Origin of the sequence: Citrobacter sp. Cf088 (assembly GCF_030334295.1) — a bacterium.
Taxonomy (GTDB): Bacteria; Pseudomonadota; Gammaproteobacteria; order Enterobacterales; family Enterobacteriaceae; genus Citrobacter; species Citrobacter freundii.
This window is the reverse complement of the sequence record NZ_JAOWEE010000058.1, coordinates 236,674-253,615: the sequence shown is the minus strand read 5'-3', so window position 1 is coordinate 253,615 and position 16,942 is coordinate 236,674. Positions and strand designations below refer to the sequence as shown.

Sequence of the window (16,942 nt, the reverse complement as noted above, 5' to 3'; positions counted from 1 at the left end):
CGCATCTGGCCGTTATCATCGACCACCGTTCCGGCAAATTTAAGCCCCTGCACGCTAATGACAACGGCATCGCCCGCTTTCGCATCACCGCCCGCCACGCCGCTAATCAGCGTGGGCATACTGTTTTCAATGGCGTTGACCACATCATCCGTCGCTACCGCGCCAATGTTGACCTGATTAGTCGCGAGATTATCAAGGTGTACGCTGTGGGTATCGGTGGCAATCGCCAGGTTGCCCGCCGCATCGTACGAGGTGACCGTGACCTTCACGTCCACGCTGGCGTCGACATTAAGGCTGTTACCGGCGAAGTCAGAAGTGTTCACCGCAATACGGTAGCCCAGCGCGTTGTTGCCTAAATCGATAACCTCTCCGCGATACTGGTGACCGTTAATCTCCACCAGCACCGGGTCGCCCGCTTTGGCGTCTTCCCCGCTTACCGTGCCGGAAATCACCTGATTACGTGTGTACAGCTCACTACGATTCAGGGTGTTATCGCCGTCTACATCATTAATTGTCAGAGAGTTGTGCGCCTGGGTGTCCAGCGTGACGGTCCGGTGCTCAAGCGCGGTTACTTCATTGCCCGCCGCGTCGTGGCTGACCAGCGTCACCACCACCGCATTTGCGCCCTCTTTCAGGGTTGCAGAAGGCACGGCGATTTCATAGTGTAACTGACCATGATCATCGAAAACCGTGCCGTGAAACACGTTGCCCTGAATAGTCAGCGTCACCGGATCGCCCGCTTTGGCATCACCGCTGGCAACGCCAGAAATAATGGTCGGCATACGAAACTCATTAGCGTTTACGACATCATCATTCGCCACCGTTTCAATGGTCACGGCATTTTGCGCATACAGATCGTTATCGACATGATGATCCGTGGAAACAATGGTGGTGTTTCCTGCGTCGTCAGTAGAGGTTAATGTGGCGTGAATGTTCTGGTTATTCAGTAACCCCTTGGTCAGTACCGGAATGGTATAAGTCAGAGCCCCATTACCTGGGTCGGTAACAACGCCGGTATATTCGTTACCATCAACCAATAAAGTGACGATATCGCCTGGTTTAGCATCGCCGCCGACCACCCCGTGGATCAGGGTTTGCGGCTGACGTGACTCTTCGTAGTTAATGAGGTTATCCGGCGTGACGTTTTCAACGCTAATACTGATATTTGGCCCGGTAATATCAATCAGCGCATGGTCAACACTTTCAGCCGTTCGTCCCGTCACATCGGTCGCGATTGCCACCACTGTTACATTTCCCGGAACCAGTCCCCCCAGATCAGTCTCAATATTCCAGTGCCCGTTGCTCACCGGAACAGTAACGGTAAATGTGTTTTTTTGGCTATCGGTGAAGGTGAGTGTGATGTGATTTTGATTACTGGTGCCGCTTAAATGGGTCTGGTGGAATTCATTTTTGTTAATGAAACCGTCGTTGCCGGCAAACTCGGTAATTTGCACCTCAGGCGGGAAAACACTCGCGGAACCGGCATCAATCCCCCCAATTGGCAAGTTGATATCCCAGTTCGGGCTTCCCAGACCTTTGGTGTTAAAACCTGCAGTCGGATCAACCACCTGTCCGGTTAATTCAAGCTGAACCAGAGTATGACCACCGCCGCCACCTTCTAATGTTACCGGTGCTTCATTACCCGCCGCGGTGGCTTCCAGCACCTGCGTCGGGTCAGCACCATCGGCAATGGCCTTTTGTGCAGCAGCAATATCCTGAGCGCTACTTTCCGGATTATGACTGGCCCGTAGACCGTGCTCACCCCAATGGCTATTGCGGCCTATATCAAGCGTTTTTCCGTCTGGTAAAGAGATACTTACCGCGCCGCTGACTCCGGTTACAATTTCCTCACCGCTATATACCCTGTCGCCTTCATGAACCTGTCGTTGTGCGCCATTGGCATCAACAACGTAAACCTGTCCAATGATTGCTTTGATCACACCGAGTAATTTGCTCACCGTAACCTCACTTAATTACCATCATTATTTTTATAAACTCGTTAATATATTAACGAACAAATATCACATTCAATTAATGTAAACATTAATATCTCAATGTAGAAAAAAACACATTTTATAGAATGCAATTACATGAGACTTGACTGGCAAATGAATATAATAAAAAATAACCAAAAATAAAACACGATGTGACAAAACATGTCGCTGAATAGCTGATTACAGCCATCAATCAAGATAATTCGCATTTGTTAATTAATATAACGTGTTTGTAAAAATGGATGATAGCGACGACAACTGGATGTCATAACCGTGAGATATAAGGCATTCATGTCATGAAGAAGTTTTTAGTTTTTCTGCTTTCATGTTTTTCAATAAATGCAGTTAACGCAGAAGACTTACAAAATACCGTTAAAGATGCATTAGCGAATCATCCTGAAGTTAATGCTGCAATAAATAGCCGTTATTCCTCAGAGCAAGAACTGCGAGCGGCACAAGGTGGCTATTTACCATCACTGAATTTAAATGCAGAGGCCGGGCGCAAAAATGTTGATGATGCAACTACCCGTGCGACAGGCCGCAATAACGGTCTGACTCAGTCACCTAACGAGGCGACTATCAGCCTCGAGCAAAATGTGTTTAACGGCTTTGCGACCAACAGCGAAGTGGCGCGGCAAAAAGCGACCGTTGACTCACGCGCCTACGGTGTGATGAACACCAGCGAAAGCACTGCTTATGCGGTGATCCAGGCCTATTTTGATGTGCTGCAACGCGAAGAGTTTGTGCGTCTTGCTGAAGACGATCTGGCTAACCACGAACGCATTTACGACCAGATAAAACTGCGTACCGATCAGGGAGTTGGGCGCTCCGGGGACTTTATGCAGGCCGAAGCACGTCTGGCACAGGCGCGTAACAACCTGCTAACCGAGCAGACTAACCTTGAAGATGCGAAAACCACCTTTGTCAGCGTGACCGGCATGGATCCGCAGGACTTAAGCCAGCCGGAGAGTATTGACTCTCAGTTGCCAACCTCGCTGGAAGATGCCAAAAGCCGGATGGAAAAAAACAGTCCATTACTGAAGTCCGCCAATGCGGATATAGAAGCTGCGCACCAGCAGTATGAAGCCTCGAAATCGACCTTCTATCCGCGAGTGGACGTTGAACTTTCCCGCGGAATCAGCAATAACACCGATACCACCCAAGCCCACACCGAAGAGTGGGAAGCGATGGTAAAACTGCATTACAACCTGTACCAGGGCGGCAGCGACAAAGCCAACATGAACTCCCGTGCTTATCTGCACAAGCAGGCTCAGGATGTACGTAATAACACGCTGCGCCAGCTGAATCAGGAGCTGCGCCTGGCCTGGACCGCACTGCAAAACGCACGCGCTCAGCTTCCTTCGGCAGAAGAATACGCCGACCGCAGCGTCAAAGTGCGCACGGCTTATCAGGATCAATTTAGTCTTGGCGAGCGTACGCTGCTGGATTTACTCGATAGTGAAAATGAAGTGTTTTCCTCTAAACGCCGTCTTGTTGAATTACGTTATCTGGCTATGACCAGTGGCTATCGTATTAGCGAACGCACCGGTGAATTAATGAATATTCTAAAAATCACACCTCCGCCTTCGGGGCAACCGGTAGATTCAGCAGAAGAAAATAACTTACCGGAACTTCATTAATAATTATTAATCCCCAATAAATCTCTGACCTGCACGCTTATAATTAGCTTGCTATTATTTAACCGTGCACGGTCAGAATGGTTGCGAAAATGAGTGCACAAGCCGAATTATTAAATGACGTCCCTGAGAATTACGCTAGCCCTAATTCTCAACATCACGACCCACGTAGCCATAATGACGACCCGTTATTAGATAGCTTACTGATTCTGTGTTCTCTGCACGGCAAACCGGCGAGTCGTTCAACATTAAGCAGTGGCCTGCCATTAGAAAACGATCGGCTCACGCTGAATATATTTCCACGCGCTGCGGCAAGGGCCGGTTTAAAGGCGCGAGTCGTCACGCGCACGCTCGATAAAATTCCAGCGATGTCGCTGCCAGCGGTCTTGTTATTGAACTCTGGGGGAACCGGGGTGTTGTTGGCCTGGAACGATGACGGCAGCGCCCGCTTTATGCCCAGCGAAAGCGAAGGCGGGGAAATCTGCGTTGATTTACCCACGCTCAGGCAGAACTATGCGGGCAAAGTCATTTTTGCGCATCCGCGCCACGAATTCGATTTGCAGGCAGAGGCCTTTCTGCCGCGTACCAAATCCTGGTTTAAAGACACGCTGAAACTGTCGCGTTTTCTGTATATGGATGCGGTGTTGGCCAGCCTGCTGATCAACCTGATTGCGCTCGGCACACCGCTCTTTACCATGAATGTCTATGATCGCGTTGTGCCGAACCAGGCAACGGCCACACTGTGGGTGTTAGCGATCGGCATCTGCCTGGCCTTTATCTTTGATCTGATTTTAAAAATGCTGCGCGGTATCTGCCTTGATATTGCAGGTAAGAAAAGCGATCTCATCATCTCCTCGACCCTGTTTGAGCGCATTATCGGTATGGAGATGAAAGAGAGCCCGGCACGCGTGGGCAGCTTTGCACAAAACATTCACGAGTTTCAGTCACTGCGTGATTTCCTCTCATCACTCACTCTGACGACAATTATCGATCTGCCCTTCACCCTGCTGCTGTTGATCGTCATCGGCATTATCGGCGGATCGCTGGCCTGGATCCCCGTGCTGACGCTACCGATTGCCCTGCTGTGCAGTTGGGCACTACAAAAGCCGGTCAACGCCGCGGTAGCAAAAACCATGAGCCTCGCCAGCGAACGCCAGGCGCTACTGATTGAAACCCTGAGCAGTCTGGATGCCATCAAAGTAAATAATGCCCAGAGCGAACGCCAGTTCCAGTGGGAACAAACGCTGGGTAGTCTGAGCCGCCTCGAACTACGGGTGAAAACCTTATCCAGCCTGGCCAGCAACCTCACCGGCTGGTTCCAGCAAATTTCAGGCGTGGTGATGATCATCGTCGGGGTGTACATGATTATCGACGGCAAACTGAGTATGGGTGGCTTGATCGCCTGTTACATGCTCAACGGTCGGGCACTCATGCCACTGGGCCAGCTTACCGGCCTTATCGCCCGCTATCAGCAGGCGAAGCTGACCATCAAAAATACTGAGAAAATGATGTCGCTGGCGCAGGAGCGCCGTGCGGATGAAAACCCACTCAAGCGTGAACAGTTACAGGGCAGCATTGAATTTCGCGATGTGGATTTCAGCTATCCGGAGCAACAAAACCTGTCTCTGCACAAAATTAACCTGACCATTCAGCCTGGCGAGCGCATCGGCATTATCGGGCGCAGCGGTTCCGGTAAAAGTTCACTGAGTAAACTTATCGTCAATTTATACCAGCCGAGCGCCGGGAACCTGCTGATCGATGGTATCGACTCTCGTCAGCTGGATGTGAACGATCTGCGCCACAGCATCGGTTACGTGCCGCAGGATATCCAGCTATTCAATGGCACACTGCGCGATAACCTGCTGTGCGGGGCGCGTTATATCGATGACGAAACCATGCTGCGGGCAGCGGAGCTGGCGGGCGTCAACGATTTCGCACGCCTGCATCCCGACGGCTATAACCTGCAGGTCGGCGAACGCGGATCTCAGCTTTCCGGCGGGCAACGGCAGGCTGTGGCACTCGCGCGTGCGCTGTTGCTAGATCCCCCTCTCCTGCTACTGGATGAACCCACCAGTTCGATGGACAACACCAGCGAAGAGAAGATCAAACACGCGCTGGCTCCCTTCATCGCGGGAAAAACGTTATTGCTGGTCACCCACCGCGCGTCGATGCTGTCGCTGGTTGACCGCCTGATTATTGTTGATAAAGGACGCATCATCGCGGATGGCCCGAAAGCTGTGGTGATGGATGCGTTGAAAAAGGGGCAGATTAATGCATCTCGCTGATTTCCTGGCTCACGCTCGCCGCTATATGCAGCACTATTTTCGTGGTCGTGACGAAAATCAAACCGACAGTATTAATGAGGTCAGCCAGGCCATTATTGATGACTCCCCAAGAGTGATTCGACTGACGCTGTGGACGATCCTCGCCCTGGTCGTACTGTCTTTCGTGTGGGCCGGCTTTGCGAAAATTGATGAAGTCACCCGCGGCGAAGGCAAAGCAATCCCTTCATCCAAACTGCAAAAAATCCAGAACCTGGAAGGGGGAATTGTCACCGAGCTGTATGTGCACGAGGGGCAAATTGTTAACGCCGGAACGCCGTTACTGCACCTCGACGACACGCGTTTCGCCTCCAACGTCGGCGAAACGGAAGCCGACAAACTCGGTCTGCGCGCCAAGGTAGAACGTCTGACGGCTGAAGTCGAAAACCGGGACTTTGTTATTTCACCAGAGATTGCCAGCCAGGCGCCGGATGTCGCCAGAGGAGAAACCGAACTGTACAACAGCCGCCGGAAGCAATTTCACAACGAAATTTCCGGGCTTGAAGAACAACTGGTGCAGAAAAAACAGGAACTGCGCGATTTTGAATCGAAGGAGGAACAGTTTAAGCACAGTCTCGGGTTACTGCGTCAGGAAATCAAAATGTCCGAGCCGCTGCTCGCCTCGGGCGCCATTTCAAAAGTCGAGCTGCTGCGCCTGCGTCGTACCGAAGTGGAAACCGCCGGGCAGCTCAATTCTATTAGCCTGTCGCTACCCAAGGCCACGTCAGAAATTAAAGAGATTGAGAATAAAATCGGTGAAAGCCGTGGCCGTTTCCAGAGTGATGCACTGGCCCAACTCAATGAGGCGCGTACGAATCTGAGCAAAACGCAGGCCAGCGTTAAAGCACTGGAGGATCGGGTGAACCGTACCATGGTCACCTCACCAGTGCGGGGTATCGTTCAGCAGGTGATGGTGAATACTATCGGCGGCGTCATTCAGCCGGGCAGCGACCTGGTGGAAATCGTTCCGCTGGATGACAAGCTGTTAATCGAGGCAAAAATACAGCCGCGCGATATCGCCTTCCTCCACCCGGGTCAGCATGCGATGGTGAAATTTACCGCTTACGATTACACCATCTATGGCGGTCTGCAAGGCGAAGTGGTGCAAATAAGCCCGGACACCGTTACCGATAAACAGGGGCGAAGCTTTTATATTGTGCGTTTGCAGACGGATAAAAATTACCTGGGTACAAAAGAGCATCCGATGTTGATCATTCCCGGGATGGTGGCGAGCGTCGATATTCTCACTGGTAAGAAAACGATTCTGAGCTACCTGTTAAAACCGATTATTCGCGCACGCGCGGAAGCACTCAGAGAACGTTGAGCGATTGCGCTCCCTTTCATTATTGCCGGGGAGCGCATGGGTTTATAACGGCGTGCAAAAAGAGAGCTTTCCACGATTCAGGATGATTTTCCCGTCATTAACCAGTTCCTGTAACACCTTATGGATGGCGCTACGAGAGATATGGTTACGGGTCAAAATAAAAGTATACACGGACGTTTTCTCACGCACCCCAGGCTCCATCGCCCAGATATATTTTACGTGTTCAATAATCTGCTCACGTATAGTGCGGTGCGACTGCAACGCCTCACGCTGGAAATAACGTTGAAGATGATGCGTTAAGATATCAAACGCCTGCTTCCATAAGTTTTTAGCTGTAAACAGGAGATCGGCATTTTGTACGCTCATCGCCCACATTTCGCAATCGGTATCACAACGTAAATAGTGACCGGCCACTTCCGTACGCATTTGTGGCAGGCCGAGAATGGCAGGTGCAGAAATACTCACCGTGACTAAATCGTTTTCCACACGATAAACAGAGACAGTCCCTTTCTCCAGAAACAAGATATGTCCATCGGTCTTCAAATCAATACGCTGACGTTTTTTACGTAACGACAGCCAGGCATTATCCGACTTCTTCATTTCATCGCCAACGAGCACTACAGCATTTTCAATTTCTTTCTGGAACATGGGACTCTCTACCGCAAATTATGGCTTTGTCAAAAAGATGGTTAAATTTACTCAGCACTAAAAATAAATGTCAGCCCGCAAACAAGCTGACATTTATCCCTATCTACATCTACCACCGGCATTCCCTGGTGCCGTTGACGCGTTAAGGTTCATGTTGTTTTCGCGTGGTGGTGTCAGGCAGTATATGGCGCTGTCCATAAAGAATTAATGGCAATCATCTTTGTCGACATTTTTTCATCTTTCTGTTCTTGGCATAGTAGCAAAAAAGATACAATTAATTGATTTCAATGGATTTTATTTTCATTAAAAAATTATCATTCTTGTTATATCATGATACTAAATTGCAACACTTCTCGGTTCTCGCTGTGGGATTAGGTCCATGCTGGTGGTCTTTATAGGCTCAGTGGTATCATGACTAATCAACCATCTGACGCATCATCAAGAGTAGAGACAATATGTCTGAGACTGGCAATGTCAGTTATCTGATTGAAAATAGAATAATATTTACGCCAGCCGCACAATGTCTGGCGCGGGTAGATCACCCCAATCAGCGGATAAAACTCAAACACTCAGCGTCGTTATGTCTTTTATTACTTATTCAACATCGCGGGCAAGTGGTTTCTCAAAACGAATTGCTAGAATTCGGTTGGGGTAAAAATCACCGCCAGGTAAGTTTCAACGCCTTTTATCAAAGTATTCTCTCGTTGCGTAAAAGCTTGCTGCAGCTGGAGCTTGAACAACCGCTGATCACAACGATTCCCCGCAAAGGGCTGATCATTCAGGAAGAGTTTGATATTCAGGTCATTGATACACCGAAGAATAACTCTGCTTCTGTTGAAGAATCCTTAGCGCCATTAGCGCCAGATGCCACCATTGAGGAACTTTTGTCTGACACGCCGCGTCAACCTTTGATAACGACAGCAGAAACGATTATGTTGGCACTTACCCTGATAATTTGTGTGCTTATATTATATCCGTGGCAAGCCAGTGATGATTATTTCTCCGGCTATATCGCCGCGAGCAAAACACCAACAGACTGTCAGTATTATTTCAATAGCGATGCCAGTAACTTTTCCCGGCATACCGCGTTTATCGACAAAAACCCAGGATTGTGTCAGATCCATAAATTTATTTATATCACAACCTATCCTGAGTCTAAGAAACTGTCCGCGCTGGTGTGTCGCTCGCCGATAAAAGCCAGGCAGGAAAACGCCTGTCAGCCGGTATATTACCCGCGGTATGATAGCTAATGAATTTATATCCCCGAACCTCCCGCATCCAGACAGGTATTATCCTGCTACTTTGTTTTGCTACGCTAATTCTTACTGTCGTCTATCGGTACAGTAAGAACAATGGTGAGTTACAAGATCTTACCTGCCGCTCTGCCATCGAAATTGTACGCAATACAAGCTCGTTCCGAGGGATTATTGATATCAAAACCGGGGGCAGTAAAGGTATTGTTAATATTGATGGTATTATCAAAGATGCCGAAAATAATGAGCAGACCGTGCAACGCATGGTACTTTTTACACAATCCAGCTACGGCTCAAGCCCGGTTTGGATTTCACAGAAAATCCAAATTTCCAATCGCGAAACGGCTCCCGCCAGCCTTATACAGGAACTCCTCCCCGACTTTTTCCTGACCAACACCAGCGTATCCAACGTCGATTTTTTTGCGCTGAATAGCGAGACATACCTGATTACCAAAGAGGGGATCCCCTATCTGTATTGCCAGAATTATGCTTTGCCGGAAAATGAATAATCAATAAGCGTTCTGGCGGCAAAACCTACGGATGAATCTCAGCCGTTGTCGGTGATAAGATAGACCATTCAGGCCGAGCCAACGCTCGTCGTTACTGCCCTTCAGGCGGCTTTCGAATGACAAATTTGTGGGTTTATGTGAGTTTCCAGGGGCTCACGTGAGACTGCCCAGGCACCCAAAAAGATTAAAAAAAGAGCAAAAGCGATATGAAAGAGTCACTTGATACGGACTTCACGAACCACACCCCAATGATGCAGCAGTATCTCAAGCTAAAAGCCCAGCATCCGGAGATACTGTTGTTTTACCGCATGGGCGACTTTTACGAACTGTTTTATGACGATGCGAAACGCGCGTCTCAGCTGCTTGATATCTCCCTGACCAAACGCGGCGCATCAGCAGGCGAGCCTATCCCGATGGCGGGTATTCCTCACCATGCGGTAGAAAACTACCTCGCCAAGCTGGTCAATCAGGGGGAATCTGTCGCTATTTGTGAGCAAATCGGCGATCCGGCAACCAGCAAAGGCCCGGTTGAGCGCAAAGTGGTGCGTATCGTCACGCCTGGCACCATCAGTGATGAAGCGCTGTTGCAAGAACGCCAGGACAACCTGCTGGCCGCTATCTGGCAAGACAGTAAAGGTTACGGCTACGCCACGCTGGATATCAGCTCCGGGCGTTTTCGCGTCAGCGAACCGGCCGACCGCGAGACCATGGCCGCAGAATTGCAGCGCACCAATCCCGCTGAACTGCTGTATGCCGAAGATTTCGCTGAAACATCACTGATTGAGGGGCGTCGCGGATTGCGTCGTCGTCCACTATGGGAATTTGAAATCGATACTGCTCGCCAGCAACTAAACTTGCAGTTTGGCACGCGGGATCTGATTGGTTTTGGCGTGGAAAACGCCCCGCGCGGATTATGTGCTGCTGGCTGTCTGCTGCAATACGTAAAAGATACCCAGCGCACCTCGCTGCCGCATATTCGTTCTATCACCATGGAACGTCAACAGGACAGCATCATTATGGATGCCGCCACGCGCCGCAATCTGGAAATTACCCAGAACCTGGCGGGCGGCGTTGAAAACACACTGGCTTCAGTACTCGACTGCACCGTGACGCCGATGGGCAGCCGTATGCTCAAGCGCTGGCTGCATATGCCGGTCCGTGACACCAAAGTCCTTACCGAGCGTCAACAGACTATTGGCGCGCTACAGGATTCCACCAGTGAATTGCAACCCGTGCTGCGTCAGGTCGGCGATCTGGAACGTATCCTGGCGCGTTTGGCCCTGCGTACTGCGCGTCCGCGCGATCTGGCCCGTATGCGTCATGCCTTCCAGCAATTACCGGAACTGCGCGCGCAACTGGAAAGTGTAGACAGTGCCCCCGTGCAGATGCTGCGCGAGAAAATGGGTGAGTTTGCTGAGCTGCGTGAACTGCTGGAACGCGCTGTTGTGGAAGCTCCGCCAGTGCTGGTTCGCGACGGTGGCGTCATCGCCCCGGGCTATAACGAAGAATTGGACGAATGGCGAGCGCTGGCTGATGGCGCAACTGACTATCTGGACAGACTGGAAATCCGTGAGCGCGAGCGCACCGGTCTGGATACGCTGAAGGTTGGGTTTAACGCCGTTCATGGCTACTACATTCAGATCAGCCGTGGGCAGAGCCATCTGGCGCCGATTAACTATGTGCGTCGTCAGACGCTGAAAAACGCCGAACGCTACATTATTCCGGAACTGAAAGAGTACGAAGACAAAGTTCTGACGTCAAAAGGTAAAGCACTGGCGCTGGAAAAACAGCTGTACGATGAGCTGTTCGACATGCTGTTGCCGCATCTGGCTGATTTGCAACAGAGCGCCAGCGCGCTGGCGGAGCTGGACGTACTGGTCAACCTTGCAGAACGCGCTTATACCCTGAATTACACCTGCCCGACCTTCACCGATAAACCCGGCATTCGTATTACTGAGGGACGTCATCCGGTGGTTGAACAGGTGCTAACCGAGCCGTTTATCGCCAACCCGCTTAACCTCTCGCCTCAGCGACGGATGCTGATCATCACCGGTCCGAATATGGGGGGTAAAAGTACCTATATGCGCCAGACCGCGTTGATTGCGCTGTTGGCCTACATCGGCAGCTACGTTCCGGCGCAGAAAGTGGAAATAGGCCCGATCGATCGGATCTTTACCCGCGTGGGCGCGGCGGATGATTTGGCATCCGGTCGTTCTACCTTCATGGTAGAAATGACCGAAACCGCCAACATTCTGCATAATGCCACCGAGAACAGCCTGGTGCTGATGGATGAGATTGGACGCGGCACCTCCACCTACGACGGCCTGTCGCTGGCATGGGCGTGCGCGGAAAACCTGGCCAATAAAATCAAAGCATTAACGTTGTTTGCCACCCACTACTTCGAACTGACTCAGTTACCGGAAAAAATGGAGGGCGTCGCGAATGTGCATCTGGATGCGTTAGAGCACGGCGATACCATCGCCTTCATGCACAGCGTACAGGATGGTGCGGCGAGCAAGAGCTATGGTCTGGCAGTAGCTGCCCTGGCAGGCGTGCCGAAAGAGGTTATTAAACGCGCGCGGCAAAAACTGCGCGAACTGGAAAGCATTGCGCCAAACGTTGCCGCGACCCAGGTCGATGGTACACAGATGTCGCTGCTTTCAGTGCCTGAAGAAACCTCGCCCGCCGTTGAAGCGCTGGAAAACCTCGACCCGGATTCACTAACGCCTCGCCAGGCGCTGGAATGGATCTACCGGTTGAAGAGTCTGGTGTAGTATGAAAGTGCCCGATGGCGCTTTGCTTATCGGGCCTACGGCAACGCGAGAATGGGTGCAAGAGGACGAAACCGGACCATCAGGACGCGGGGTTTCCCCCGCGTTGTTGCTACTTCTTCGGTTCGTAAGCGAGAACAGCTTTAAACTCCATACCACGTTCTTTAATACTTAACTCGCACAACGAATCTCGCACCATTAACGTGAATCCCAGCGCCGTGAAACACAGCACTACAATTGCCACAAGGGCATATTTTGTCAGCATGTCTTGCCTCCCTGCAAAGAAGAGACTAACATCCAAATTGTTCAGGTTTGTACGCTAGCCTCAGGTTGATAGAACTATCTCCTGGGGCTTTTGTCTTTCCGGGACCTTGACAATGCTCAAAGCCCAAAAAGCCTCAAGCACCCGCCGCTATTCTATTCCCGATGCCGCTGTAACAAATCAATTTATCAATACGTTACGAGTCTGCTCGCAAAAAAGACCCGGAATCCCGGGCCTTCAGTATTAGCGCTTACCTTCCGCCAGCAGCGGTGGAATACTCGGCACCATCGGTGCATCATCCATATCTTTTTGCGTCATACGAAACGCCTCCGGGTAGTGCTCGCGGCTGGTACGACGTAGCGGCTCGGTATTACGCCAGGTGTACAGACAATGCTGGCACTGATATACCGTCCAGACATCTTTTACCGGCGAGTTTGCCATCACTTCAATATGTTCATCGGCACAACGTGGACAAATCATCTGCTACTCCTTATTTACGGTTGGCCAGCATGGCGGTCAGTTTTTCTGCCCAGGCTTTCGTTTCCGGTAAATCACATACCGGCTGGCTGTAGTGCCCACGGTTATCCGGCGCGACCGGCGTGGTGGCATCAATAATTAACTTGTCGGTAATCCCCGCCGGACTGGAACCCGGATCAAGCTCAAGCACCGACATATTCGGCAGTTGCACCAGATCGCCCGCCGGGTTGACCTTCGAAGACAGCGCCCACATCACCTGCGGCAGGTTGAACGGGTCAACATCCTCATCAACCATAATCACCATTTTCACGTAACCCAGGCCATGCGGCGTCGTCATTGCACGCAGCCCCACCGCGCGGGCAAAGCCGCCGTAGCGTTTTTTGGTGGAGATAATCGCCAGCAAACCGTGGGTGTACATGGCATTCACCGCCTGCACTTCCGGGAACTCGGCTTTCAGCTGTTGATACAGCGGTACGCAGGTTGCCGGCCCCATCAGGTAGTCAATCTCCGTCCACGGCATCCCCAGATATAGCGATTCAAAAATCGGTTTGGTGCGATAAGAGACTTTATCGATACGTACGACCGTCATATTACGTCCACCGGAATAGTGCCCGGTAAACTCGCCAAACGGCCCTTCGATTTCACGCTTACGGCTTTCAATGACCCCTTCGAGGATCACTTCCGAACCCCAAGGCACGTCAAAGCCGGTGAGCGGTGCGGTAGCGATCGGGTACGGGCTTTCACGCAGCGCTCCCGCCATTTCGTATTCCGACTGATCGTACTTCAGCGGCGTGGCCCCCATCAGGGTGATGATAGGATCGTTACCCAGCGTGATGGCAATTGGCAGATCTTCACCGCGCTCTTCAGCTTTATGCAGATGCAGCGCGATATCATGCATCGGCACCGGCTGCAGGCCAAGCTTGCGTTTGCCCTTCACTTCCATACGATAAATGCCGACGTTCTGTTTGCCGAAGTTGTCCGGATCCAGCGGATCGCGCGACACCACGCAAGCTTTATCAAGATAGAAACCGCCGTCACCATCGTTCAGACGAAACAGCGGCAGAATATCAAACAGGTTGATCTCCTCACCATCAACACAGTTTTCAGCCCACGCCGGGTTGGCACGACGCTCCGGCGTAACCGGAAATTTATCCCAACGACGGATAAACTCATCAATTTGTTTTTTCACCGGCGTATTGGGCGGCAGGCCTAATGAAATGGCATGATTCTGCCATGAGCCGATGGTATTCATCGCCACGCGGGCGTCGGTAAAACCACTAATATTGTCAAACCACAGCGCTGGCGCACCGTCGCCAATACGTCCGGTCGCGTTAGCCGCCGCAGCCAGATCCGGCTCAGCGTTGACTTCTTCACTGATTTTCAGCAATTGTCCCTGGTCGTCCAGCGCTTGTAAAAAGCTGCGCAAATCATCAAATGCCATTATTCATTCTCCTGTGAAAAATTCTGCGCCTGCCGTAAACCCTGCCAGCGACGGGCGTTTGGATGCTCCAGACCAAACTGATCGAGCACACGCGCAACGATATGCTGAGTGATGTCATCGACCGTTTGCGGGTGGTTGTAAAACGCGGGCATCGGCGGGACCATCGCCACGCCCATGCGGGAAAGTGCGAGCATGTTTTCCAGATGAATAGTGCTGAGCGGCATTTCGCGCGGAACCAGCACCAGCTTGCGCCCTTCTTTCAGCACCACATCAGCAGCACGCCCCACCAGTCCTTCCGCGTAGCCTGCTCGAATACCGGCCAGCGTTTTCATACTGCAGGGGATAACGATCATGCCGTCAGTACGAAACGATCCTGAGGATATGGTCGCCGACTGGTCCGCCGGGTTGTGGCAATAATCGGCCAACGCCGACACATCACGGACGCTGTATGGTGTTTCCAGTTCAATGGTGGTTTTGGCCCACTTTGACAGCACCAGATGGGTTTCTACCCCCGGCATTTCCCGCAGTGCCAGCAATAGCGACACACCAAGCGGTGCGCCGGTCGCCCCGGTCATTCCTACAATCAGTCTCATTTCGCCCTCAATTTTGTTCGTGTACGAACATTTTATTAAAATACTCCCTCGATACATTCCGGACAAGAGCACCTCGCACAGATTGCTAAAGCAGCAATGGTTAAACTATGACGCGTTACCCGTTAAGATAGAGACTGACAGATATTCCGGAGCTCTCATGCCGTTAAGAAACACAGCCTTTCACCTTTTACGTCAGCTTTTTCAGCAACATACGGCTCGCTGGCAACATGAATTACCGGATCTGACCAAACCGCAGTATGCGGTGATGCGCGCCATTGCCGAGCATCCCGGCATTGAGCAGGTCGCCCTGACCGAAGCCGCAGTCTGTACCAAGGCAACGCTTGCGGAAATGCTGAGCCGGATGGAAAAACGGGAGTTGGTCAGACGTGAACACGACCCGGCAGATAAGCGTCGGCGGTTTGTTTATTTGACCGCGCAAGGAGAAGCATTACTGGCCAGCGCAACCCCGTTAGGCGATAGCGTGGATGATGAGTTTCTGGGGCGATTATCTGATGAAGAACGTGAGCAGTTCACACGTCTGGTGCGTAAGATGATGAACTAATCTGCCGGATGGCGACATAAATGTCTTATCCGGCCTACAAAGTCCGGCTCCCCATAGGCCTGATAAACGCAGTGCCATCAGGCAACAAACATAGAAAAAGGCCAGTCTCAATGAGACTGGCCTTTCTTGATAGAACTTGTGCTTACTCGCGGAACAGCGCTTCGATATTCAGTCCCTGAGTCTGCAGGATTTCACGCAGACGACGCAGACCTTCAACCTGAATCTGGCGAACACGTTCACGGGTGAGGCCAATTTCGCGGCCCACATCTTCCAGTGTCGCAGCTTCATACCCCAGCAGACCAAAGCGACGTGCCAGTACCTCACGCTGTTTGGCGTTCAGTTCGAACAGCCATTTGACGATGCTCTGTTTCATATCATCGTCTTGCGTGGTGTCTTCCGGGCCGTTTTCCTTTTCATCGGCCAGAATATCCAGCAACGCTTTTTCGGAATCGCCACCCAGCGGGGTGTCTACCGAGGTAATACGCTCGTTGAGTCGGAGCATACGGCTGACGTCATCAACCGGTTTGTCCAGTTGTTCAGCAATCTCTTCTGCGCTCGGTTCGTGGTCCAGTTTATGCGACAACTCACGCGCGGTACGCAGATAGACGTTCAGCTCTTTTACAATGTGAATTGGCAGTCGGATCGTACGGGTTTGGTTCATTATCGCCCGTTCGATCGTCTGGCGGATCCACCAGGTTGCGTATGTTGAGAAGCGGAACCCGCGTTCCGGGTCAAACTTCTCGACTGCACGGATCAGTCCCAGATTGCCCTCTTCAATCAGGTCCAGCAATGCCAGACCACGATTGCCATAACGACGAGCAATTTTCACCACCAGACGCAGGTTACTTTCAATCATGCGACGGCGGGATGCGACATCCCCACGCAGTGCGCGACGCGCAAAATAAACTTCTTCTTCGGCTGTTAACAGTGGCGAATAACCAATCTCACCAAGGTAAAGCTGAGTCGCGTCCAACACACGCTGTGTGGCCCCCTGCGATAACAGCTCTTCTTCAGCCAGGTCGTTATCACTGGGTTCCTCTTCACTCAAGGCTTTTTCATCAAAAGCCTCTACTCCGTTCTCATCAAATTCCGCATCTTCATTTAAATCATGAACTTTCAGCGTATTCTGACTCATAAAGGTGGCTCCTAC

Annotated in this window: 14 protein-coding genes; 7 read left to right on the top strand and 7 right to left on the bottom strand. The window is 51.4% G+C overall.

All coding sequences use genetic code 11. From position 1 onward, the window contains the following. On the bottom strand, nt 1-1,958 hold a 1,958-nt coding region (locus OGV71_RS24505), incomplete at its 3' end, for a retention module-containing protein (RefSeq protein WP_286534194.1). Between the two features lie 332 nt (nt 1,959-2,290). On the opposite strand from OGV71_RS24505, the gene OGV71_RS24500 reads away from it, so the two are divergent. The 3 genes from OGV71_RS24500 (at nt 2,291) to OGV71_RS24490 (ending at nt 7,276) form a co-directional block, all read left to right on the top strand. Further along, nucleotides 2,291-3,634: a TolC family outer membrane protein gene (locus tag OGV71_RS24500; RefSeq protein WP_071696831.1), complete on the top strand. Its 1,344-nt coding sequence runs from the start codon at nt 2,291-2,293 to the stop codon at nt 3,632-3,634. 89 nt (nt 3,635-3,723) lie between these two features. Continuing rightward, on the top strand, nt 3,724-5,916 hold the full coding sequence (locus OGV71_RS24495) for a type I secretion system permease/ATPase (RefSeq protein WP_286534146.1): 2,193 nt from the start codon (nt 3,724-3,726) through the stop codon (nt 5,914-5,916). Beyond that, nucleotides 5,903-7,276: an HlyD family type I secretion periplasmic adaptor subunit gene (locus OGV71_RS24490; RefSeq protein ID WP_081366203.1), complete on the top strand. Its 1,374-nt coding sequence runs from the start codon at nt 5,903-5,905 to the stop codon at nt 7,274-7,276. Before OGV71_RS24495 ends, OGV71_RS24490 begins: the two co-directional genes overlap by 14 nt. A 42-nt stretch (nt 7,277-7,318) precedes the next feature. Here OGV71_RS24490 and OGV71_RS24485 read toward each other — a convergent pair whose 3' ends face one another. Next, nucleotides 7,319-7,924 carry a helix-turn-helix domain-containing protein gene (locus OGV71_RS24485; RefSeq protein WP_071687043.1) on the bottom strand — a complete coding sequence of 202 codons (606 nt, stop codon included), beginning with the start codon at nt 7,922-7,924 and terminating at the stop codon, nt 7,319-7,321. Nucleotides 7,925-8,379: 455 nt separating this feature from the next. On the opposite strand from OGV71_RS24485, the gene OGV71_RS24480 reads away from it, so the two are divergent. From OGV71_RS24480 to mutS, 3 genes are all read left to right on the top strand, one after another. Then, complete coding sequence (locus tag OGV71_RS24480) at nt 8,380-9,174, top strand: winged helix-turn-helix domain-containing protein (RefSeq protein WP_286534143.1); 795 nt, start codon at nt 8,380-8,382, stop codon at nt 9,172-9,174. Then, nucleotides 9,174-9,686 carry a YqeJ family protein gene (locus tag OGV71_RS24475; RefSeq protein ID WP_071696828.1) on the top strand — a complete coding sequence of 171 codons (513 nt, stop codon included), beginning with the start codon at nt 9,174-9,176 and terminating at the stop codon, nt 9,684-9,686. Before OGV71_RS24480 ends, OGV71_RS24475 begins: the two co-directional genes overlap by 1 nt. A 206-nt stretch (nt 9,687-9,892) precedes the next feature. Then, entirely contained in the window at nt 9,893-12,460 is a 2,568-nt protein-coding gene (mutS, locus tag OGV71_RS24470) for a DNA mismatch repair protein MutS (protein ID WP_054528732.1), read from the top strand. 109 nt (nt 12,461-12,569) lie between these two features. Here the strand turns inward: mutS and OGV71_RS24465 are convergent, their stop codons facing one another. The 4 genes from OGV71_RS24465 to OGV71_RS24450 form a co-directional block, all read right to left on the bottom strand. After that, complete coding sequence (locus tag OGV71_RS24465) at nt 12,570-12,722, bottom strand: Hok/Gef family protein (RefSeq protein ID WP_003034202.1); 153 nt, start codon at nt 12,720-12,722, stop codon at nt 12,570-12,572. A gap of 240 nt (nt 12,723-12,962) precedes the next feature. Further along, the gene (locus tag OGV71_RS24460; protein WP_071696826.1) at nt 12,963-13,199 is read right to left on the bottom strand and encodes a non-oxidative hydroxyarylic acid decarboxylases subunit D; all 237 of its coding nucleotides are present in this window, start codon (nt 13,197-13,199) and stop codon (nt 12,963-12,965) included. Nucleotides 13,200-13,209: 10 nt separating this feature from the next. Next, nucleotides 13,210-14,637 carry a non-oxidative hydroxyarylic acid decarboxylases subunit C gene (locus tag OGV71_RS24455; RefSeq protein WP_061549725.1) on the bottom strand — a complete coding sequence of 476 codons (1,428 nt, stop codon included), beginning with the start codon at nt 14,635-14,637 and terminating at the stop codon, nt 13,210-13,212. Further along, nucleotides 14,637-15,230 (bottom strand): non-oxidative hydroxyarylic acid decarboxylases subunit B, encoded by a 594-nt coding sequence (locus OGV71_RS24450; RefSeq protein ID WP_204583320.1) that lies wholly within the window; start codon nt 15,228-15,230, stop codon nt 14,637-14,639. Before OGV71_RS24450 ends, OGV71_RS24455 begins: the two co-directional genes overlap by 1 nt. A gap of 157 nt (nt 15,231-15,387) precedes the next feature. Here OGV71_RS24450 and OGV71_RS24445 point away from each other — a divergent pair, with 157 nt between their 5' ends. After that, complete coding sequence (locus OGV71_RS24445) at nt 15,388-15,792, top strand: MarR family winged helix-turn-helix transcriptional regulator (RefSeq protein WP_032938341.1); 405 nt, start codon at nt 15,388-15,390, stop codon at nt 15,790-15,792. Between the two features lie 142 nt (nt 15,793-15,934). Here the strand turns inward: OGV71_RS24445 and rpoS are convergent, their stop codons facing one another. After that, nucleotides 15,935-16,927, bottom strand: coding sequence for an RNA polymerase sigma factor RpoS (rpoS, locus tag OGV71_RS24440; RefSeq protein ID WP_000081498.1), 993 nt, complete (start codon nt 16,925-16,927; stop codon nt 15,935-15,937). Nucleotides 16,928-16,942 lie beyond the last annotated feature (15 nt).

Excerpts from the sequence above, each read along its gene's own strand:
- OGV71_RS24500 (WP_071696831.1), top strand. The coding sequence starts at position 2,291 with ATGAAGAAGTTTTTAGTTTTTCTGCTTTCATGTTTTTCAATAAATGCA.
- OGV71_RS24495 (WP_286534146.1), top strand. The coding sequence starts at position 3,724 with ATGAGTGCACAAGCCGAATTATTAAATGACGTCCCTGAGAATTACGCT.
- OGV71_RS24490 (WP_081366203.1), top strand. The coding sequence starts at position 5,903 with ATGCATCTCGCTGATTTCCTGGCTCACGCTCGCCGCTATATGCAGCAC.
- OGV71_RS24485 (WP_071687043.1), bottom strand. The coding sequence starts at position 7,924 with ATGTTCCAGAAAGAAATTGAAAATGCTGTAGTGCTCGTTGGCGATGAA.
- OGV71_RS24480 (WP_286534143.1), top strand. The coding sequence starts at position 8,380 with ATGTCTGAGACTGGCAATGTCAGTTATCTGATTGAAAATAGAATAATA.
- OGV71_RS24475 (WP_071696828.1), top strand. The coding sequence starts at position 9,174 with ATGAATTTATATCCCCGAACCTCCCGCATCCAGACAGGTATTATCCTG.
- mutS (WP_054528732.1), top strand. The coding sequence starts at position 9,893 with ATGAAAGAGTCACTTGATACGGACTTCACGAACCACACCCCAATGATG.
- OGV71_RS24465 (WP_003034202.1), bottom strand. The coding sequence starts at position 12,722 with ATGCTGACAAAATATGCCCTTGTGGCAATTGTAGTGCTGTGTTTCACG.
- OGV71_RS24460 (WP_071696826.1), bottom strand. The coding sequence starts at position 13,199 with ATGATTTGTCCACGTTGTGCCGATGAACATATTGAAGTGATGGCAAAC.
- OGV71_RS24455 (WP_061549725.1), bottom strand. The coding sequence starts at position 14,637 with ATGGCATTTGATGATTTGCGCAGCTTTTTACAAGCGCTGGACGACCAG.
- OGV71_RS24450 (WP_204583320.1), bottom strand. The coding sequence starts at position 15,230 with ATGAGACTGATTGTAGGAATGACCGGGGCGACCGGCGCACCGCTTGGT.
- OGV71_RS24445 (WP_032938341.1), top strand. The coding sequence starts at position 15,388 with ATGCCGTTAAGAAACACAGCCTTTCACCTTTTACGTCAGCTTTTTCAG.
- rpoS (WP_000081498.1), bottom strand. The coding sequence starts at position 16,927 with ATGAGTCAGAATACGCTGAAAGTTCATGATTTAAATGAAGATGCGGAA.